A 21,188-nucleotide genomic window follows, 5' to 3' on the forward strand; every position below is an offset into this window, starting at 1 on the left:
GGAGGCGGGCAAGGCCAGGCGCGCGGGCGGCCGGCGCCGGGCACCCGAGCCCGAGTCCCCCGACTACTACCGCTGACGCCGGGCGCAGGACACGCTCCCCCCGCCGAGTCTGGGGCGCGTGCGGCACGATTGCCGCGCGCTCTGCGCGGCGCCGCGCCGGGGTCGGCGGCCATGAATGCGTAAAACCCGATGAAGACCCCTTAAGAGCCGGGCGGCCGGGGCAATAGGGTTGCCGCATGACCCGCGCCACTCTCAGTAGCGTCCTGAGCACGCTCCGGCACGACGTGCCCGCCTCGCTCGTGGTCTTCCTCATCGCGGTGCCCCTCTCGCTGGGCATCGCGATGGCGTCGGGGGCGCCGCTGGCGGCCGGTCTGATAGCGGCCGTGGTCGGCGGGATCGTGGCGGGCGCGCTGGGCGGCTCCGTCGTCCAGGTGAGCGGCCCCGCCGCGGGGCTCTCGCTGGTGGTCGCCGACCTGGTGCAGACCTACGGCTGGCGGGCCACCTGCATGATCACGCTGCTGGCCGGCGTCGTGCAGCTCCTGCTCGGCGTGTTCAGGACGGCCAGGGCGGCGCTGGCGGTCTCCCCCGCGGTCGTCCACGGGATGCTGGCCGGCGTCGGCGTCGTCATCGCGCTCTCCCAGCTGCACATCGTGCTGGGCGGCAGCCCGCAGCGCTCGGCCCTGGCCAACCTGATCCAGCTACCGGAGCAGCTCGCCGAGATGCACGGGCACACGGTCGCGGTGGGCGTGCTCACGATCGCCGTGCTGGGGCTGTGGACCCGGCTGCCCCGCCAGGTCAGGGCGGTGCCCGCGCCGCTCGCCGCGCTGCTCGCGGCCGCGCTCACCGCGTGGGCGTTCGGCTGGGACGTCACCCGCGTCGACCTGTCGAACAGCCTCACCGAGTGGGCCTTCCCCGTGCTGCCGCAGGGCGACTGGCACCGCGTCGTGGCGGCCGTGATGCTGGTCGCGCTGCTGGCGGGCGTCGAGTCGCTGCTCTGCTCCGTCGCGGTCGACAGCATGCACGACGGCCGCCGCGCGGACCTCGACCAGGAGCTGGCGGGCCAGGGCGTCGCCAACATGGTCGCCGGCGCCCTGGGCGGGCTGCCGGTGGCGGGCGTGATCGTGCGGAGCACCGCGAACGTCCAGGCGGGCGGGCGCAGCCGGTGGTCGGCGGTGCTGCACGGGGTGTGGGTGCTGGTGTTCGCGCTCGGCTTCGGCTGGACGATCAAGCTGATCCCGATGGAGGCGCTGGCGGCGCTGCTGGTGTTCATCGGCGTCCAGATGGTGAACCTCGGCCATGTCAGGAAGGTCCACGGGCACGGCGAGGTGCCGGTCTACGTGGTGACCATGGCCGCCGTGGTCGTGCTGGGGCTGGCCGAGGGGGTGCTGGCGGGGCTGGCACTGGCGGCGCTGCTCGCGCTGCGGCGGCTCACCTGGGTCACGGTCAAGGCCAAGGAGGAGTCCGACGGGCGCTGGCACGCGACGATCTCCGGCTCGCTCACCTTCCTCGGTGTCCCCCGCCTCACCCAGGAGCTGCGCGCCATCCCGGCGGGCGCGGCGGTGGACCTCGACCTGAACATCGACTTCATGGACAACGCCGCCTTCGAGGCGATCCACTCCTGGCGGCTCGACCACGAGCGGCTGGGCGGCACGGTCGACATCGACGAGATCCACGACGAGTGGTACTCGATGGCGGCCAGTGGGGCCCGCATGTTCCCGGCCAAGACGCCTCCCAGGGCGCCCGACCGGTGGTGGCTGCCGTGGGCGCACCGCCGTCGCCGTCCCGTACGGCACTCGCCGCCGTCCCCTGGCCTGTCGGCCGGCGCCCCCGCCAGGGCGGAGTGCCAGCTCACGGTGGGGGCGCGGGAGTTCCACCGGCACACCGCGCCGCTGGTGCGGCCGATCTTCAGCGAGCTGGCCCGCAAGCAGCAGCCCACGCACCTGTTCATCACCTGCGCCGACTCGCGGATCATCCCGAGCCTGATCACCGCCAGCGGTCCCGGTGACCTGTTCACGGTCCGCAACATCGGCAACCTGGTGCCCAGGAGAGACGCCGAGCCGCACGACGACTCGGTGGTGGCGGCGATCGAGTACGCGACGCAGGTCCTCGGCGTGCACACGATCACGGTGTGCGGTCATTCGGGCTGCGGGGCGATGGCAGGGCTGCTCAGCGGCGGGGTGAAGGCGGGCAGCATGCCGGGCCTGCGGCGGTGGCTGCGGCACGGATACCAGAGCCTGGCCAGGTTCATCGAGACGTCCGAGGGGCTCGACAAGAGCGCACTGGACCAGCTGTGCCGGGTCAACGTGCAGCAGCAGCTGGAGAACCTGCGCACGTACCGGAAGGTCGACGAGCAGGTCCGGGCCGGGCAGCTGGAACTGGTGGGGCTCTACTTCGACATCGGCTCGGCCAGGGTGCACATGCTGCCGTCTCCTACGCTCTCCGTGAAGGCGTGACCGTTCGGCCTGGCTGTACGCGAACAATGGCCCTTATGAGAACTTTGGTACTGGGCGGGTCGGGGTTCCTCGGCCGCGCCATCGTGGAAGAGGCGCTTGCCCGCGGACACCAGGTCACGACCTTCAACAGGGGGCAGAGCCATCCGGACGTGCCGGGTGTCGAGCCGGTCCACGGCGACCGTCAGCGGACCGAGGACCTCGAACGGCTGACCGCGGGGCGCTCCTGGGACATCGTCGTGGACGTCAACGGCTACGTCCCGGTGGAGGTGGGCGAGGCGGTCAGGCTGTTGTCGGGGCGCGCGCAGACGTACGCGTTCATCTCCACGGTCTCGGCCATCGACGGCTTCCCCGGCAAGCCCGTGGGTGACCAGCCGGAGCTGTGGGAGTGCGCGCCCGACGCGGGCCCCGACGACGGCGACTACGGCGTGCTGAAGGCGGGCTGCGAACGCGCCGTCGAGCAGGGCTTCGACGGGAACGTGCTGATCGTCCAGCCCGGGATCATCCTGGGCCCGCACGAGAACATCGCCCGGATGCCCTGGTGGCTGACCCGGATCTCGCACGGCGGCCAGGTGCTCGCCCCCGGCGACCCCGACTCCCCCATGCAGTTCATCGACGCCCGCGACATCGCCGTCTTCACCCTGGAGCACGCGGAACGCGGCACCCGCGACCGGTACGTGCTGACCGGCCCGACCGGGCACATCACCTACGGCCAGTGGCTGGAGCTGTGCAAGGAGGCGACCGGCTCGGACGCGGAGTTCGTCTGGGCCGACAGCCAGTTCCTGGTCGACCAGGGCGTGGACCCGTTCGTCGAGCTGCCCCTGTGGGGCGGGCCGCCGTCGGAGGTGACGGAGAACTTCTGGAGCGTGCCGACGGCCAAGGCGGAGGCGGCCGGGCTGCGGGTGCGTCCGGCGTCGGAGACGGTGCGCGACACGTGGGCGTGGCTGCGCGACATCCCCGAGGAGCAGCGCACGTACGGCTCCAGGCGACAGCACGGCATCGCGGCGGACAAGGAGGCGGCGATCCTGTCCGCCTGGGCCGCGCGCCCGGCGTGACCCTCGCGGCCCGGGCCTCCGGGCGGACCCGCACGCGGTGACGACCACCGTCTCCCCTGGCGCGTGAGCGCCGGCTGAGCGCGGGAGGTCAGTCGGGAGGCGCGTCGAGCTTGGGCAGCGCGTCTGTCGCCGCCGCCTGGTCGAGCCCGGCGGCCTGCAGGAGGTCGAAGGTGATCGACACGAGCTGAACCGTGATCGCCTGGGCCGAGAACCCGGCCCTGGCCGCGTTGAGCGCGTGCAGGCCGCCGGCCACGCCGAGCAGCGCCGCCCTGGACGAAGCCGGCTGCTCGCTCGCGGCGAGCTCGTCGCGCAGCAGCAGCGTCGCCCTGGCCAGCTCGGTCAGCGCGCCCGTCGTCTCCGCGGGGATCTGGTGCTCACCGAGCACGGAGACGCTGTGGCGCAGGAGCACTCTGGTGTTCCGCAGCGCGTGGTCGAGGGGGGCGAACGCGGTCTGGTACGCCTGGAGATGCCGGCGTCGCTGCCGGTACAGGGGCGAGATCGTGGTGATCTCCATGCTGGTCTGCAGGGCCTCGGAGAAGCCCGCCACCAGCGGCTGCGTCAGCCGGGCGGCTTCCAGGGCGCGCCGGGCGCGCTCAGGGTCGTCGTGGTTGATCGCCTGCGCGGCCCCGTCGAGCGCCGCGGCCAGCGCCTCGAACAGCGGCGACGCGTGCCGGTGCACGATGGTGCGCGGGCTGGCGGGCAGCACCGCGACGGCGGCGATTCCCAGGAGCCCGCCGACCAGGGCGTCCACCATGCGGTCGAAGCCGCCGCTTCCGGTGGGCGGCAGCAGGGTCGCCACCAGCACGGCTGACGAGCCGGCCTGGAGCACGATGAGCGAGCCGCTGTCCAGGAAGACCGCGGCGAGCATGGCAAGCGCCACCACCAGGGCGATCTGCCAGGCGCCGGACCCGATCTGAGAGATCAGCAGGTCGCCGACGCCCACGCCCAGGGTGACCCCGACCACCAGCTCGGCCAGCCGGCGCAGCCGCTGCCCCGTGGCGACGCCGATGCAGATCACCACGGCGATGGGCGCGAAGAACGGGCGGGGGTGGCCCAGCACGTCGCGGGCGACCAGCCAGGCGAGCGCGGCCGCGACGGCGCACTGGGCGACGGAAGGAGTCATCACGGCCACCCGGCGTAGCCGCCTGCGCAGGTCGGCGTGCACGGACTGTCGGCTGTACTCCAAGGCTTCCGGCTCTCTCGTCTCGACGGGTGTCCTCTCCCCGGGTGCACGCACCGTACACGTGCCTGGTTACGCGGCTGGCACGTGCATGTTTCTGGAGGTTTTCTCCAGACAGAATGGAATTCTGACGAAATATGCCAACAGATCTGGACGGGTCGAGATACGTGGGTGACAATCCGTTCGTCAATTGAAGATCGTGGAGGCGCCGGGCGAGCACTGGCCCGCGTGGCGTCCCCGGCTGCACAACGGCGAGGGCGGATGCGCGGAGCTCGTGGGCTGGTCGTGGTGATGGTGGCAGGCGCGCTCGCGGCAGCGCCTCTCGCCCCTCCGGACGCCGTCGCCACCACTCGACAACAGACCACGGGCGCCGCCGATCTGCGGCGGAGCGCGGAACCCGCGCAGGAGTCCGCTCTCGCCGCCGCCCGCAGAACGCGGCAGCCGGTCGAGGTGGACGCGATGCGCACCGAGACGCGCCAGGTCTTCGCCCAGCCGGACGGCACCTTCGTCCTGGAGCAGTACGCCCGGCCGGTGCGGGTACGTCAGGCGGGCCGATGGGTGGGGGCGGACGCGACGCTCCGGCTCCAGCCCGACGGCTCGATCGCCCCCGTCGCGACGGCGGTCGGCCTGCGCTTCTCCGGCGGCGGGAGCGCGCCGCTCGCCCGGATGACCCGCGGCGGCAAGGCGCTGGAGCTGGGGTGGCAGGGCGCGCTGCCGAAGCCGGTGCTGAACGGCGACACCGTGACCTACCCCGAGGTGCTGCCGGGCGTGGACCTCCAGGTGCGGGCGGACGTCGACGGCTTCTCCCACGTCCTGGTGGTCAAGTCGCGGGCGGCGGCCGGGAACAAGGCGCTGGCCGCACTGAGCTACCCGCTCTCGACCCGCGGGCTGTCGATGAAGTCCGACAAGGGCGGCAACCTCGAAGCGGTCGACGGGAACGGCGGGACGATCTTCACCGCCTCGCCGCCGATGATGTGGGACTCCTCGGGGACCTCGGCCGAGCGCACGCTGGCCGCCGGGGAGGGCTCGCCAGCGGACGCCCGCCACGAGGTGATGGGCGTCGAGCTCAACGGCAGGACGATGGTGCTCAGGCCGCACCGGGGCATGATCGAGGACCCGGCGACCAGGTTCCCCGTCTACCTCGACCCGTTCTTCTCGGCGGCCCGCGGCGCGTGGACGTCCGTCTGGAGCAACAATCCCAACTCCAACTTCCTGAACGCCAACGACGTCGCCAGGGCGGGACACGTCTCCGGGCAGACCAACCGGTCGTTCTTCCAGATGAACACGGGCGCCACCATCCACGGCAAGCAGATCATCAAGGCGACGCTGCGGACGTACGAGACGTGGTCGTACTCGTGCAGCGCGCGGAAGGTCGAAGCCTGGGCGACCAACACGATCAGCAAGAGCACCACCTGGAACAACCAGCCGAAGTGGGACCGGATCCTCGACACGGTGAACGTGGCCAAGGGCTGGGGCTCGGCCTGCCTGCCCGGCGGGGTGGAGTTCAACGTGACCAGCCAGGCCGTGGACGCCGCCGCGAAGAAGTGGCCCACGATGACCATCGGTCTCAGGGCCACGAGCGAGACGGACGTCTACGGCTGGAAGAAATTCAAGAACAACCCGAGCCTGGTGATCGAGTACAACTCCTACCCTGACGCCCCCACGGCCGCCGACCTCTGGTCGGACCCGGGAGGCGGCTGCGTCTCCGGCGACGGGCGGCCGGTCATCGGCGGCTCCACGCCGAAGCTGTGGGCGAAGCTGCGCGACGCCGACAACTCGGTCATGGGCCGGTTCGAGTGGTGGAACGCCGCCGGCACGAAGGTGGGCGAGAACGTCACCGCGCTGCAGGGGACGGGCAGCGCCTTCTACGCGGTCGTCCCGCAGGGCGCCTACGCGGACGGCTCGGTGATCCGCTGGCGGGTCCGCGCGGAGGACGGCAAGACCACCAGCGCGTGGGGCCCCTGGTGCGAGGCGACCGTCGACGCCTCGGCCCCCGGTAGGGAGCCGGGGGTGAGCTCGTCCCAGTATCTCGAGGACCGCTGGAGCGACGGCGTCGGGCGGTCCGGCTCGTTCGCCTTCACGCCCAACGGCGTCACCGACGTCGCCGGTTACGTCTACGGGCTGGACACCGCGCCGAAGACGGAGGTCGCCGCCGGCCAGGACGGCTCGGCGACGATCCAGCTCACCCCGCGCCACGACGGCCCGAACGTACTGTCGGTGCGCAGCAAGGACCGCGCGGGCCAGCAGGGACCGATCCGCACCTACCTCTTCAACGTCAACGGGGGCACCGCCCCTGACGGGCACTGGACGCTCGACGACGGGCAGGGCACCGTGGCCGCCGACCGCGCGGGCGCCCACCAGGCCACCCTGACCGGCCAGGCCACCTGGACCACCGGCCGGACCGGCCTGGGGCTGCGGCTCGACGGCGCCGGCGGCCACGCGCAGACCACCGGCCCCGTCGTGTCCACCCAGCGCAACTTCGCCGTCGCCGCCTGGGTGCGCCTGACCAGCGCGAACGCCGCGGCGGCGGCGGTCAGCCAGGACGGCGGGCGCGCCGCGGGCTTCTCCCTGCAGTACGCCAAGGCCGAGAACCGCTGGGCGCTGAGCCGGGCCACCGCGGACGCCGACGGAGCGCCGGCCGTGCGCGCGCTGTCGGAGACCGCGCCGCGGCTCGGCGAGTGGACCCATCTCGCCGGCGTGTACGACGCGGCCGCCGGCGAGCTGTCGCTGTACGTCAACGGCCGCCTGGAGTCGACGGTCCCGTTCACCCAGCCGTGGGAGGCGACCGGGCCCCTGGCGATCGGACGGGCGAAGGCCGGCGGGGCGGCGGCCGACTTCTGGCCGGGTGACCTCGACGAGGTGCGCGTGTACGGCCGGGCGATGTTCGCCGACGAGGTGGCCGACCTGGTGAACAGCGCGGCGACGCTCGTCGGGCACTGGAAGCTGGACGAGGACACCGGAACCGCCGCCGCCGACTCCTCGGGCCGGGCCTCGGCCGCGACCCTGGCCGGCGGCGCCACCTGGACCGCGGGCTGGCTGGACGGCGCGCTCGCGCTCGACGGCGTCAGCGGCCACGCGCAGGCCCCCACGCCCGCCGTCAACACCACGGCCGGGTTCACCGTCGCCGCCTGGACGCAGCTCGACTACCTGCCCACCCGCGACACCGCCATCGTCTCCCAGTCCGGCACCAGGGCCAGCGGCTTCCAGCTGGGTTACGACAAGGAGCAGGGGCGGTGGGCGCTGGGCATGGCCGCCGCCGACACCGACACGGCCGCACCGGCGCGCACGCGCTCCGACTCCGTCCCAGCGCCGATGGAGTGGACTCATGTGGCCGGGGTGTACGACCCCCTGCAGGGTGAGCTGCGCATCTACGTCAACGGGCGGCTGTCCGCCGGCACCGTCGCCAACCACGTGAGCGCCTGGAACGCCCTCGGCCCGCTGCAGCTGGGCCGGACCAAGACCGCCGGAGCCTTCACCGGTTACTGGCCGGGGACCGTTGACGACGTCCGCACCTATGACGGCGTGCTGAGCGCCGAGCAGATCGCCCAACTAGCCGCCCAGTAGTCCCGACTCGTCCCACAGATTGGGTGAGATCAATGGATGTACCGAGTGAGTTAGACCTGCCCGAATCCCACTGGAATCGTTTTCAGCAACCAGCACGCCCGTCGCCGTGGCCTCGGCGGCTGGCGGCCATGCTGGCCGTCGTCATGGTCGCGCCGCTGGCGTACGCGATGCCCGCGAGCGCGGCGGCACGCTCCGCCCCGGCGGTGCGAAACGAGGCCCCGGTTCGCGGGCGGCCGGTGCCGGTGCTGCCCAAATCGGCCGATCCGGCGGAGAAGCAGGCGTGGAAGGCGCCGCCAGGAGTCACCTGGCCGAAGCCGCAGGCCGTCGAGCTGGACGCGACCGGTAAGACGCAGTCGCTGGCCGCCGGCTTCCCGGTGCGGCTCGCCGAGCGGAAGGCGTCGGCCAAGGCGGCCACCCCCGAGCGGGTCCGCGTCGAACTGCTCGACACCGCGCCGACGGGCCTGCTCGGCCTGGCGATGCGGGTCTCCCCGGGCCAGGGCATAGCGGCGAAGTCCGGCAAGACCCGCCTGGAGATCGACTACTCCGGCTTCCGCTACGCCTTCGGCGGCGACTACGGCGCCAGGCTGCGGATGGTCCGGCTGGACGAGTGCGCCCTGACCGCCGCCACGTCCGGGGCGGCCTGCCCGCAACCGGAGCCGGTACCCGGCGACAACGACACGAAGGCGGGGACGCTGACCGCCGACGTCGACCTGCCCGCGCTGTACGCGGTGACCGCCGCGGCGGCCGGCCCGTCGGGCGACCACGCGGCCACCTCGCTGTCGCCCTCTGCCGACTGGAGCGTCGGCGCCCAGTCAGGTGACTTCAGCTGGGGCTACGAGCTGCGGGCGCCGCCCGCGCTGGGCGGCGACGAGCCGGAGATGTCGATCGCCTACTCCTCGCAGAGCGTGGACGGCCGTACCGCCTCCACCAACAACCAGGCCTCCTGGGTGGGTGAGGGGTTCGAGCTGAATCCGGGCGGTTACATCGAGCGCCGGTACAAGTCGTGCATGCTGGACGGCAAGAAGACCGGTGACCTGTGCTGGGACCAGGAGAACGCGACGCTGGCCCTGGGCAACTCAGCGGTGGAGCTGGTCAAGGACGCCACGACCAAGCAGTGGCGGCCCCAGCACGATGACGGGACCCGGGTCGAGTACCTGAAGGGGGCCGTCAACGGCGACAACGACGGCGAGTACTGGCGGGTCACCACCGCCGACGGCACCCAGTACAGCTTCGGGCTCAACCGGCTGCCCGGCTGGGTGTCGGGCAAGCCGGAGACGAAGTCCACGTGGACGACGCCGGTGTTCGGCAACAACAGCGGCGAGCCCTGCTACAACAGCGACCCGGCGGCGGCCTGGTGCCGGCAGGCGTACCGGTGGAACCTCGACCTGGCGGTCGACACGCACGGCAACGCCATCACCTACTGGTACGAGGTCGAGAAGAACTTCTACGGCCGCAACATGAAGCCCGAGCTGGGCACCGAGTACATGCGCGGCGGCTACCTGACCCGGATCGACTACGGCTACCTGCAGGGCGAGCTGTTCACCAGGTCCCCGGCGGCCCGCGTGGTCTTCGACGTGGCCGAGCGGTGCGTGCCCGGCGGGACGGTCACCTGCGCCCCCGACCAGCTCAAGAAGGAGACCGCGAGCTACTGGCCGGACGTCCCCTTCGACCAGGTCTGCGGCTCCGGAGAGAAGTGCACCGACCGGCTGGCGCCGACGTTCTTCACCCGCAAGCGGCTGGCGAAGGTCACCACGCAGGTGCTGAACACCGACACCGCCAAGTGCTCGGGCCAGCCCTACTGCGCGGTCGACTCCTGGACGCTGACGCAGTCCTTCCCCGCCTCGGGTGACGGGCTCAGCCCCGCGCTCTGGCTGGCGTCCCTCCAGCAGAGCGGCCACGTGGGCGGCACGATCACGCTGCCGAAGATCACGTTCACCGGCGTGCAGCTGCCCAACAGGGTGGACTCGAACGAGGGCCGCCCGCCGCTGGTCAAGTGGCGGGTCCAGACGGTCAACAACGAGACCGGCGGGGAGCTGCGGGTCAACTACGCCCCTGCCGACTGCAAGCCGGGAGACGTGCCGGCCGCCGACCGCAACACCCGGCTCTGCTTCCCGCAGCGCTGGGCGCCGCCGAACGAGGCCGAGGTCACCGACTGGTTCCACAAGTACGTCGTGAAGCAGACCGTCGAGGTGGACCGGGTCGCCGGGTCGCCGTGGGTGGTCACCGACTACGAGTACCTCGACGGAGCCGCCTGGCATTACGCCGACAACATCCTGGTGAAGCCCGAGCACCGCACCTGGGCCGACTGGCGCGGGTTCGGCAGGGTGCGCGTCCGGCAGGGCGACGGACAGGACAGCAAGCGCACGCTCACCGAGTTCAGGTACTTCCGCGGCATGGACGGCGACCGCCTGGCCGACGGCTCCAAGCGCAGCGCGCAGGTCGTGGACTCCGAGGGTGGCAAGCTCGACGACCTCGACCAGCTGGCCGGCGTCGAACGGGAGGAGATCCTCTACGACGGGGACGGCGGGGCGATCCTGGCCGCCACGACAGAGGAGCCGTGGTCGCTGAAGACCGCCGAGTCCACCCAGAACGGCGTCACCAAGACCGCGTACATCGTCGAGGACAAGTCGACCGTCACCCGCACCGCCCTGGAGGGCGGCAAGTGGCGGCGCACCGGAGAGACCCGCTCCTACGACGAGCACGGCCTGGTCACCCAGGTGGACGAGCAGGGCGACCTGGCCACCGCCGAGGACGACGAGTGCACGCGCTACACCTACGCCCGCAACAGCACGGCCTGGATGCTCGACTACACCAGCAGGATCCAGAAGGTCGCAGCGGGGTGCGGCACCGCCGTGGCCAAACTGGCCGCCGATGACGTGATCTCCGACGAGCGGGTGCAGTACGACGACGGCCCGTTCGGCCAGGGGCCGGTCAAGGGCGACGTCACCACGATTCAGGAGGTCGCGTCCGGAGACGGCACGACCGTCACCAACTCCACCCTGACGTACGACGCCTACGGGCGCACCATCAGCGAGACCGACGCGGTCGGCACCAAGGTCACCACCACCTACACGCCGGCCTCCGGCGCCCCGGCGACCGAGGTCAAGGAGACCAACGCCCTCGGGCACGAGGAACGCACCCTGCTCGAACCGGCGTGGGGCGAGCCGGTGGCCGCGGTCGACGCCAACAACCGGCGCACCGACACGGAGTACGACGCGCTCGGCCGGGTCGTCAAGGTGTGGCAGGGCGACCGGAGCAAGGCGGCGAACCAGTCGCCCAACACCGAGTACTCCTACCTGACGCGCACCGACGGCCCGAACGTCGTCACCACCAAGACCCTGCGGGGCGACGGCGGCTACGCCATCAGCCACGAGCTCTACGACGGCCTGCTGCGCGAGCGGCAGACCCAGGAGCCCGCGCCGCGCGACGACCAGACGCAGGACCCCGCGCTGCGCGACGGGCGCACGATCACCGACACCATCTACAACTCGCTCGGCGAGGTGGCCAAGAGCAACAGCGGCTACTTCAGCCCAGGCCAGCCGGGCACCGACCTGCTCGGCGTGGCCGACGCGGACGTGCCCAGCCAGCTCGGCTACGTCTACGACGGAACCGGCGAGGTGAACGCGCAGATCCTGCGGGCCAAGGGCGTGGAGAAGTGGCGGGCCTCGGTCCAGCAGCAGGGCGACCGGGCGCACATCACTCCTCCCCCGGGCGGCACCGCCGTCACCCGCATCGGCGACGCCGAGGACCGGCTCATCGAGCTGCGGCAGTACAAGGGCGCCACGCCGACCGGCGAGTACGACTCGACCAAGTACACCTACGACACCGCGGGCCGGCTGGCCAGCGTGACCGACCCCGCGGGCAACGTGTGGCGGCACGCCTACGACATGCGCGGCCGGGAGATCAGGACCGAGGACCCCGACAAGGGCGTCACCACGTTCACCTACAACGACGCCGACGAGATGCTCACCTCCACCGACGCGCGCGGCAAGACCCTCGCCTACGTCTACGACGCGCTCGGCCGCAAGGTGGAGACGCACGAGGGCTCCAAGGACGGCCCGCTGCTCGCGGAGTGGAAGTACGACGGGCTGGCCAAGGGGCACCAGAACGCCAGCATCCGCTACGTCGGCGGCCAGGCGTACAAGGCGGAGATCAACACGATCGACGTCGACTACCGCGCCCTGCGGGAGACCGTCACCATCCCGGCCCGGGAAGGCAAGCTGGCCGGGTCGTACGTGCTCAACACCCGCTACACCCTCGACGACCAGGTCCAGTCGGTCAGCTTCCCGGCCGCGGGCGGGCTGGCCGACGAGTCGGTCGTCTACACCTACGACGGGCTGAGCCAGCCGACCAAGGTCAGCGGGCTGTCGTCGTACGTCACGGCCGCCCGGTACTCCAAGCTCGGCGAGACCCTGCAGTACGAGCTGAGCACGGGCGGCAAGAAGAGCTGGCTCACCTTCACCCACGACGAGACCACCCAGCGGCTGACCCGGACGCGGCTGGACCGCGAGTCGGCCCCGGCGAGCGACCTGGATCTGAACTACACCTACGACCCCGTCGGCAACATCACCAAGATCACCGATCAGGCGAGCGGTCAGGACACGCAGTGTTTCACCTACGACCATCTGCGCCGCCTGACCTCGGCCTGGACGGCCACCGACGACTGCGCCGGCGGCTCCCCGCAGTCCGACAAGATCGGCGGCGTGGCGCCGTACGCGACCAGCTACGCCTACGACCTCACGGGCAACCGGATCAAGGAGACCCAGCACGCGTTCGGCGGACGCGCTGAGTCGGTCCGCTCCTCCACCTACCCCAAGCCCGGCGAGAAGCAGCCGCACGCCGTCCAGTCCGTGGGGACGGACACGTTCGGCTACGACGAAGCGGGCAACACCACCAGGCGCAAGGTCGGAACCGCCGACCAGAGCCTGGTCTGGGACTCCGAGGGCAACCTCGAGTCGGTGACCGAAGCGGGCAAGACCACGTCGTTCGTGTACGACGCCGACGGCGAGCGGCTGCTCCGCAAGACGCCGACGGACTCGACGCTCTACATCGACGACATGGAGCTGCGGCTCGACAACGCCAAGGACGCCGTCGAGGCCACCCGCTACTACACCATCAACGGCGAGCCGGTGGCGGTGCGCACGCCCGACAACCAGGTCTACTTCCTGGCCTCCGACCACCAGGGCACGGCGCAGGCCGCCGTCAACGCCGGCAACGGCGACATCGCCCTCCGCAGGACGACGCCGTTCGGCGAGGATCGCGGCTCCCCGCCGCCGTGGTGGCCGGGCCAGCGCGGATTCGTCGGCGGCGTCCAGGACCACTCGATCGGGCTGGTCCAGCTCGGGGCGCGCGAGTACGACCCCAGGAACGGGCGGTTCCTGTCCGTCGACCCCGTCATCGACGAGGAGGACCCGCAGCAGCTCAACGCCTACGCCTACGCCAACAACAGCCCTGTCACCATGAGCGACGCCGACGGGCAGTGGGTGTGGATCGTCGCCGCCGTGGTGGCCAGGATCGCGGCGCGGGCGCTGGCCAGGAAGCTCGCCCAGCAGGCGGCCAGGCGGGCCGCCATCCGGCTGGCCAGGCAGCGGGCCATCGCCGCGGCCAAGCGGAAGGCCCGGGAGGAGGCCCGGCGCAGGGCCATCGCCGCGGCGAAGAAGAAGGCCCGGGAGGAGGCCAAGAAGAAGGCGAAGGAGCTCGCCAGGAGGAAGAAGGCGGAGGAGGCCAAGAAGAAGGCGGAGCAGGCGCGCAAGAAGGCCGCCGAGGCGGCGCGCAAGCGCAGAGCCGCCAAGGCCGCGCGCCAGGCCAAGAAGGCCGCGAGGCGGACCTCGAGGCACGTGCGGCGGGTCACCGGCGGGCGCGTGCAGAGAGCGACGACCAGGAGGGCTGAGCGTCCGCGTCCTGCCCACCGGCCGACCAGCCACCGTGCGACCCAACGGCAGTCGCCACCCAAGGTGACCCGCTCGCCCGCCGTGCGGCCCGGGCAGGTGTACGGCAACAACGGCGTGTCACAGCCGACCCAGTCCGTCACGGTGTTCCGCAACGGGAAGATGTACCCGGACGGCCCACCGCCGCCGAACCTGACCCGGCCCTCGGGCTCGGGCCAGGGCATGAGACAGGACTACAAGCCGGAGTCACTGGAGCCGCCCGAGACGAAGGCCGGCACGGTCGCCGACAGCACGTTCCGTGTCATCCGTTACTTCGACCAGAGCGGTCTCGACGACTTCTTCGGCGGTCTCGGAGGACTGTTCTGACCTGACCCCGACCGTCCCGATCCGAGCCGATCCCATCCGAGCCGATCAAGGTGCCCGCCCGGTCATCCGGGCGGGCACCTGCCGCTCCGCGTCAGGCAGGCACCGTGTGGGGAACCTCCACCCGGACGTTCGTGCAGCCGCGGCCGTCGCGCTCCGCGCGCTTGTCCGGACGTTCGACGCCGGCCCGCACCTGGGACTCGGCCAGCCTGGCCAGCGCCGCGCGCGCCTCCTGCCGCCTCCCGGTGGGCGCGCCCCGGAAGGGAGCGAGCCGTACGGGAGCGAGCAGGGTCACCTCGACGACCAGGTTCCGGGTCGCGGCCACCCGCAGGAAGGAGGCGAGCAGCGAGTCGTTCCCCACGTAGGAGCCGCGGGTCGAGGTCGCCTCCCCCTCGCGGTAGCGCAGCGTCGCCGGGCGCACCGCGGCGCCCGCGTCGATCGCCGCCTGGAACACGGCCGGGCGGAACTCTCCCATCCCGCGCCCGCACCACGTGGTGCCCTCCGGGAACGCGACCACCGTGTCGCCCGCCCTGAGAGCGCTCGCGACCGCCGCGACGGCCGACGGCAGCGCGGAGAGCCGCTCCCTGTCGATGAACAGCGCCCCGGCGCCCGCCACCAGCGTCCGGATGACGGGCCAGTCGGCGATCTCCCGCTTCGCCAGCGGACGCGACGGCGTCGTGGCCGCCATGACCAGCGGGTCGAGCCACGACACGTGGTTGGCCACGAGCAGGACTCCTCCCGGCTCGTCCACCTGCGCCTCCGTACCGGAGGCGGCCGCGACCTCGATCCCGATGCCGAGCGCGCTCAGCAGCAGCCGCGCCCAGACCTTCGTGACCTTCGCCCGCCACGCCGCGCGCATCCAGCGAGCCGCGACGGCGACCGGGACGCCCGCGAGCAGCACCAGGAACGCCGCGACGAGCCGAGTCACGCGGCGGAAGAACCCGGCGACGTCCAGTGGGGCCTCCACGCACGCCTCGGGAGAGCACGGCCCCATCCGCAGCCAGGGATTGATCTCCACGAGGCGGCCTGCAACCGTCCTCACCGCGGCTCCCCCAGGAAGTGCCGCAGGTAGCGGGTGTTCACGTTGGCCATCGAGAGCAGCACGAAGAAGTCGGCGGTGCCGAAGTCGCGGTCGTGCGCGGGCTCCCCGCACACCCAGGAGCCCAGCCGCAGGTAGCCGCGGAGCAGAGCGGGCAGCACGAACCGGTCGGGACGGGCCGCGCCCTGGCCACGCCACGGGACGTGCGGCGTGACGCGATACTCCTTCGGACCCACCGGCACCCGCTCGGCGACCCCGGCCGCGAGCGCGCCCCCGTCGTCGAGGGGCACCGAGCAGCAGCCCGCCAGCCACTGGTGGCCGCCGGTCACCATATAGCGCGCGATGCCCGCCCACATCAGGGCGACCACCGCGCCGTCCCGGTGATCGGGGTGCACGCAGGAGCGGCCCACCTCGACCAGGTCCTTCCTGAGGGCGGCGAGGTTGCCGAGATCGAATTCACCGTCGGAGTACAGCCGGTCCGTCCGGCCCGGAGGGAGCAGCCGGTAGGTGCCGACCACCTGGTCGCGGTCGCGGACCAGGAGGTGGTCGCAGTAGGCGTCGAACCTGTCGACGTCGAGGCCGGAGACCGGGCTGTCGAGCCGCGCCCCCATCTCCTCGCCGAAGACCTCGTAGCGAAGCCGCTGGGCGGCCTGGACGTCGGCGGCGCTCGTGGCCATGCCGACCGTGTAGCGACCGGTGTCAAGAGAGATCGTCATGGGCGCGAGTCCTTCCCTGGAAGCGTCTCGCGACTATGTCGACATGCCGAAATGACGGCGGAGCCTCCCGATGGGGGCACCCAGGCGTCAGCCTGGTGAACCTCATCGAAGGGCACGCCGCTCCGGCCGCGCCTCCGGGGCGCTGACCACCGCTACCGTCTTTCGGCCTGCTACGCCCGCCGTGGGGCGGCGCGTACCGCCCCGCGCACGCGGGTCTGGCCGCTCATCCCCGAAGGGTTCGCCGCCTAGCGCTCGTCAATATCCCGGATGATCTGGTCGAGCTGGGCCTCTCGGTCGTTCATGGTCTGGTTGAAGGCGTGCATGACTCCTTCGAACTGCTCCATGGCCTCGTCAGGGGTCTGCGGCAGGTGGCCGACGGCGTCGCGCATGACCTGCTCGCGCCGCAGATCGCCGTCGTCCTGCGCGCGCCGCACCGCGAGCGTGATCTCCTCACCCAGGTCCTGGCTGCTCATCTTCATGGCGCGCGGATCGAGCGTCACCTCGATGAGCCGTCCGTTGACGTCGGTACGAGCCTGGACCCGGCCGTCCGCGCTCTCGCCGACACCCTGGATCCCCTCGAGCTCGCTCGCCGCGACCTCTATGCGACGGTGCATGCGCTCCGCCTCCTCCGCGACCTGATACAGGTCGTCCATGCGGAAGTTCTCTCCAGAGAACACGTGCCCTCCTTCGTCTCCGGCTAGCGACCCGGCGGCTCGGTCGCGTCGTAGTTGATCTTGCTCTGCAGCAACGTCAGCCCCGCGTTCGTCAGGTTGTACTGCAGGGCGACCACCCAGTCACAGGTGTTCGTGTAGAACTGCCAGTAGTTGGTGGCCAGCTCTTGCGAACCATGGGGCACCAGGCCGAAGCACGTGTCCGTCGGCCTGGCGTCTTCGACGAAGCGCCCCAGCGGCCCGTCCACCTGCTCGGACGCCTGGTGAACCGCCTTACCGCCCGTCCCCATCTCCGAAGAGGAGTACTGCATCCCCTCGTTCTCGCGTCCCATCGCGTCCTCCTGTCAACGGCCGTCCAGTGTGAAGCTCCGGCAGTGTTCTCGACTGAGCTCCGCCGCCCCGGGGTCCAGCGGGAGCCTGCTGGTCGGAGAGATCACTTGGGGATCTTCAGCCGCGTACCGGGTCTCAGCGCGTTCGGGTCCGAGCCGATGACGTCGCGGTTGGCCTCGTAGATCTCGCGCCAGCGGCTCCCATCGCCGTACACCTGCTGCGCGATGCTCTCCAGAGTCTGGCCGCCCCCGACCGCGTGCGACGACGGGGCGGCAGGCGTTCCACCGCCACCGCCACCGGTGCCGGTGCCGGTATGGCCACTGGTGTCGGTGCCGCCACCGGTGTCGGTGCCGGCATGGCCACCGGTGCTGGGGGCGGTGCCGTACCCCTGGGTCGCGCTGTCGCTGATCTGCGGCTGCTCGGGGGGCGCCTTGAACGGGACGCCGATGGGCGGCGGGATGTTGCGTATCGCGGTGCCGGGAATGATCGCGCCCGCGCTGGTGATGCCCTGCTGAGCGAAGTCGCCGGTGACGTTGTACCTGCGGAGAATGACGGCGTTCAGGGCGCTCCAGCCGCCGTTCAGCAGTCCGATCCTGGCGACGTCCCCGACGGTCGTACCGGCCGACTTGCCTTCGAGCCTGTCGTTGACCACCGTGTAGGTGGTTGCCGTCGTGACACCTGCGAGGAAGTTCGCCCTCCAGCCGATCCTGTTCTTCAGCTTGTTCCAGCCGACGCGGCCGAACGGGAAGGCCGCTGACACACTTGAGGACTTGACCATCTCCGCGTATCCGAGGCCGAAGGGCGCGAAGACCGACTGGCCTCTCAACGTCCGGCCGAGCCCCATGTAGGCGAAGTTGAGGCCCATCTGCATGCCGAACATCTTGTAGAAGTGGCTCATGGCCGCCAGGCTGGTCTTGGCGAACGACATGCCCTGCGTGCCGTCCAGCACGAGGTTGCCGGCGAGCTTGGTAGGCCTGAACTGCGAGAGGATCTTGCTCTTGGAGATGAACTCGGCGATCCTGCGCACAGGTATGCCGACCCGCGCCAGCAGCGCGGCCAGCCGCGCCATGATCATGGACGCGAAGGTCGCGCCCTGAGTGGCGATCTTGGCCTGGGCGGCCCGTGCGGCGATCTTGCCCATGGCACCCGCGAACAGGCCGATGGCCACGCTGAGGATGATGGCATCGCGGATGGACTTCTTCAGCTCCTCGTAGGCGCGCTGGGTCTCGATGGTCGCCTGCAGCGCGACGCGCAGCGCCTTGGACACCTCGCCCAGGTTCTTGATGACCTCCTTGCGCGTTTCCGCGCTGAACACCGTGCCGGCCATCCCCTGGTAGTGCGCGGCCGCACCGCCGCCCCAGCTTCCCTGCCCCCTTCGCAGGGCCGGGTCGAAATGCTCGTCCCCCAGAGTCTTCAGCCCGGCGGCGAGTCCCTCGCACGCCACGGCCATCTTCTTCAGCTGAAGCTGGTCCCTGTTGCTGCCGGCGGCCCGCTGGGCATTGAAGATCGTTTGGATGAGCTCGGACAGCGAGTTAGTCACGGCGCACGGACCTCCGTCCGCCAGGCGCGCACTCGCCGCCCCCGCCATGCCGGCAGCGGGCGTACGGGCCGAGGTCGAGCGCGGCCAGATCGCCTCGTGAACCGACCCCCACGGTCGCCGGATCGTCCAGCGAGCTCTCGGTCACCTGGGCCATCCACGCCTCCTCATGCACCGCCTGCGTCTTCCCCTGAGAGCGCAGGGAGTGCCCGGAAGCTCTCCGCCGTACACCCACGTTCCCGCGGCACCGACGCCACTCCCGCCAAGCGTTCTCCCGGTGTTCGCCCAGCGTTGGCAGCTGTGAGGCATCGCGGTCATGCGAGCATGATCACTGCGCAGTCCACATTGTGACACCGCATGGGGATGTTCGCTAGCGATCGTTACATCTCGGGCGCCAGGCCCTCCAGGTGAACGGAGTGCCGCACGAGGGCGCCCCGCCGCATCAGGGCTGCTGAGCCGAGTCGACGAGGGGGGTGACCTGGCCCGCGGGCTCCGCGGCCGCGTCTCGCAATCTCTTCGCCGGCGACTTTCGGCTGTCCCATAACACCCAAGCACCTCTGTGATATACACAACAATGGCCTGTTTCGGATCTTGACCCCACTGATCCGAAGTGCTTACGTTTGGCGACGTTTCGCGATGGCCGTGTCGCATGCGCCAAACCTGGCTGCTTAACGAGCCCTGCACGTGACCCGACACGCGCTGGGCCGGCTGGTCGACGACGCCCAGCCGGAACTGTCTCCCATGCTTCTCGGCGGAGGGCCCGCCAAGGGGAGGCCCATACGAACACTGACGGGGTCGCAGCCTCTGGACGATGGAACGGAGCAGCTCGCTTCATGGAACCCACGTACCTCATATGCCTGCCTTTCGCCGGTGCCGGTGCGTCCTTCTTCAAGGGGTGGCAGCGGTACGCGCCCGAGGGATTGAGCATCCTGCCGGTGCAGTTGCCCGGCCGCGAGGAGCGCTTCGTCGACTCTCCGCACACCGAGGTCGCCCGCGCCACCGAGGACGCGTGCTCCCAGGTCCTGGACCAGCTCGGCGGCGATGCCCGGGTGGCGCTCTTCGGGCACAGCCTCGGGGCGGTTCTCGCGTTCGAGCTGGCGTACCGGCTCGACGGTGTGAACGGGATCCGGCTGGCCCGCCTGTTCGTGAGCGGCTCTCCGGGGCCGTGGAACGGGCGGGAGAGCCGGGCCACCGGCCTGGACGACGACGGCTTCCTGGCGCAGGTCCGGCGTTTCGCCGGATACTCGCATCCGGCTCTCGAGAACCCGGAGATGCGGGCGCTGCTACTGCCCATGCTGCGCGCGGACGTCGAGATGCACGAGAACTACCGGCCCGCCTCGGACAAGCCGCTGTCCACGCCGATCACCTCACTGCGCGGCCGCGACGACGAACTGGTGGACGCGGACCAGATCGCCCAGTGGGCGCAGGCCACCACGGCCGGGTTCGGCACGGCCGAGCTCGACGGCGGCCACATGTACCTCGCCGACGACCCCGCCTCCCTGCTACGGCTGATCGGCGCCGAGCTCGAGACACCGGAAGCACGGTGACGATGCGCCTGTCGGGGAAGACCGCCGTCATCACCGGCGCGGCCCGCGGTCTGGGACGTGCCAGTGCCGTGGCGTTCGCGCGAGAGGGAGCCGACCTGGTGCTGCTCGACGTCGCGCGCGACCTGCCCGGGGTGCCGTATCCGCTGGGTTCGCTGAGCCAGCTGGAGTACACCGCGGAGCTCTGCCGGGAGTCGGGCGTCTCCGTCCTGGCCAGGCAGGCGGACGTGCGGGAGACGCGCGACATCGAGTCCGCGGTGGCCGCGGCGGTCGAGCGTTTCGGCCGCGTCGACGTCCTCGTCAACAACGCGGGCATCGCCGCGCCGTCCGGCAAGGTGACGCACGAGATCGACGAGGACGAGTGGCAGCTGATGATCGACGTCGACCTCTCGGGCGCCTGGCGCGCCATCCGCGCGGTAGGCCGGCTCATGGTCGAGCAGCGCTCCGGCAGCATCGTCAACATCGCCTCGACCGCCGGCCTGGTCGGCTACCGGCACTTCGCCGGGTACGTGGCCGCCAAGCACGGTCTCGTCGGCCTGACCAAGGCGGCGGCGCTCGACTACGCCCCGCGCAAGGTCAGGGTGAACGCGCTGTGCCCCGGTTCGGTCCGCGACGACTCGCACGTCGAGGGCCGGATGCTGTCGGAGATCGCGCGCTCTCTCGACGTCCCGGTCGGCGAGCACGAGGAGACCTTCGTCCAGGCCCAGCCCATGAACGCCCTCATCGAGCCCGACGACATCGCCTCGGCCGCCGTATGGCTGGCCTCTGACGAATCCCGGCAGGTCACCGGCAGCGTGCTCACGGTCGACGGAGGCTTCACAGCACGCTGACCCGCGCCCGCGCCGGCTCGC

General features: G+C 71.3%; 13 protein-coding genes. 6 read left to right on the forward strand and 7 right to left on the reverse strand.

The genetic code is table 11. From position 1 onward, the window contains the following. The first annotated feature begins 236 nt into the window (after positions 1-236). Positions 237-2,453, forward strand: coding sequence for a bifunctional SulP family inorganic anion transporter/carbonic anhydrase (locus tag ABZ297_RS21045; protein WP_355348513.1), 2,217 nt, complete (start codon positions 237-239; stop codon positions 2,451-2,453). 35 nt (positions 2,454-2,488) lie between these two features. Next, positions 2,489-3,505 carry an NAD-dependent epimerase/dehydratase family protein gene (locus ABZ297_RS21050; protein ID WP_355348516.1) on the forward strand — a complete coding sequence of 339 codons (1,017 nt, stop codon included), beginning with the start codon at positions 2,489-2,491 and terminating at the stop codon, positions 3,503-3,505. A gap of 88 nt (positions 3,506-3,593) precedes the next feature. Here ABZ297_RS21050 and ABZ297_RS21055 read toward each other — a convergent pair whose 3' ends face one another. Continuing rightward, the gene (locus ABZ297_RS21055) at positions 3,594-4,691 is read right to left on the reverse strand and encodes an FUSC family protein (RefSeq protein WP_355348519.1); all 1,098 of its coding nucleotides are present in this window, start codon (positions 4,689-4,691) and stop codon (positions 3,594-3,596) included. Positions 4,692-4,946: 255 nt separating this feature from the next. Between ABZ297_RS21055 and ABZ297_RS21060 the strand changes: the two genes are divergently transcribed. Both ABZ297_RS21060 and ABZ297_RS21065 read left to right on the forward strand, forming a co-directional pair. Next, complete coding sequence (locus tag ABZ297_RS21060; protein ID WP_355348522.1) at positions 4,947-8,249, forward strand: LamG-like jellyroll fold domain-containing protein; 3,303 nt, start codon at positions 4,947-4,949, stop codon at positions 8,247-8,249. 128 nt (positions 8,250-8,377) lie between these two features. Next, positions 8,378-14,503 (forward strand): RHS repeat-associated core domain-containing protein, encoded by a 6,126-nt coding sequence (locus ABZ297_RS21065; protein WP_355348525.1) that lies wholly within the window; start codon positions 8,378-8,380, stop codon positions 14,501-14,503. A gap of 91 nt (positions 14,504-14,594) precedes the next feature. On the opposite strand, the gene ABZ297_RS21070 is transcribed toward ABZ297_RS21065, so the two are convergent. From ABZ297_RS21070 to ABZ297_RS21095, 6 genes are all read right to left on the reverse strand, one after another. Next, positions 14,595-15,542 (reverse strand): lysophospholipid acyltransferase family protein, encoded by a 948-nt coding sequence (locus ABZ297_RS21070; RefSeq protein WP_355348528.1) that lies wholly within the window; start codon positions 15,540-15,542, stop codon positions 14,595-14,597. Continuing rightward, complete coding sequence (locus ABZ297_RS21075; RefSeq protein ID WP_355348531.1) at positions 15,539-16,255, reverse strand: GNAT family N-acyltransferase; 717 nt, start codon at positions 16,253-16,255, stop codon at positions 15,539-15,541. Before ABZ297_RS21075 ends, ABZ297_RS21070 begins: the two co-directional genes overlap by 4 nt. 245 nt (positions 16,256-16,500) lie before the next feature. Continuing rightward, the gene (locus ABZ297_RS21080; RefSeq protein WP_355348534.1) at positions 16,501-16,932 is read right to left on the reverse strand and encodes a YbaB/EbfC family nucleoid-associated protein; all 432 of its coding nucleotides are present in this window, start codon (positions 16,930-16,932) and stop codon (positions 16,501-16,503) included. A gap of 20 nt (positions 16,933-16,952) precedes the next feature. Beyond that, on the reverse strand, positions 16,953-17,258 hold the full coding sequence (locus tag ABZ297_RS21085) for a hypothetical protein (RefSeq protein WP_355348537.1): 306 nt from the start codon (positions 17,256-17,258) through the stop codon (positions 16,953-16,955). A gap of 101 nt (positions 17,259-17,359) precedes the next feature. After that, the gene (locus ABZ297_RS21090; protein WP_355348540.1) at positions 17,360-18,796 is read right to left on the reverse strand and encodes a LysM peptidoglycan-binding domain-containing protein; all 1,437 of its coding nucleotides are present in this window, start codon (positions 18,794-18,796) and stop codon (positions 17,360-17,362) included. Continuing rightward, positions 18,789-18,950, reverse strand: a complete 162-nt coding sequence (locus ABZ297_RS21095) for a hypothetical protein (protein ID WP_355348543.1) — start codon at positions 18,948-18,950, stop codon at positions 18,789-18,791. The genes ABZ297_RS21090 and ABZ297_RS21095 overlap by 8 nt, the downstream gene beginning before the upstream one ends. Before the next feature lie 676 nt (positions 18,951-19,626). On the opposite strand from ABZ297_RS21095, the gene ABZ297_RS21100 reads away from it, so the two are divergent. After that, positions 19,627-20,340, forward strand: coding sequence for an alpha/beta fold hydrolase (locus ABZ297_RS21100; protein WP_355348546.1), 714 nt, complete (start codon positions 19,627-19,629; stop codon positions 20,338-20,340). A 2-nt stretch (positions 20,341-20,342) separates the two neighbouring features. Beyond that, positions 20,343-21,167: a mycofactocin-coupled SDR family oxidoreductase gene (locus ABZ297_RS21105; RefSeq protein ID WP_355348630.1), complete on the forward strand. Its 825-nt coding sequence runs from the start codon at positions 20,343-20,345 to the stop codon at positions 21,165-21,167. Positions 21,168-21,188: the final 21 nt, after the last annotated feature.

The organism is Nonomuraea sp. NPDC005983 (assembly GCF_040614375.1).
GTDB lineage: Bacteria > Actinomycetota > Actinomycetes > Streptosporangiales > Streptosporangiaceae > Nonomuraea.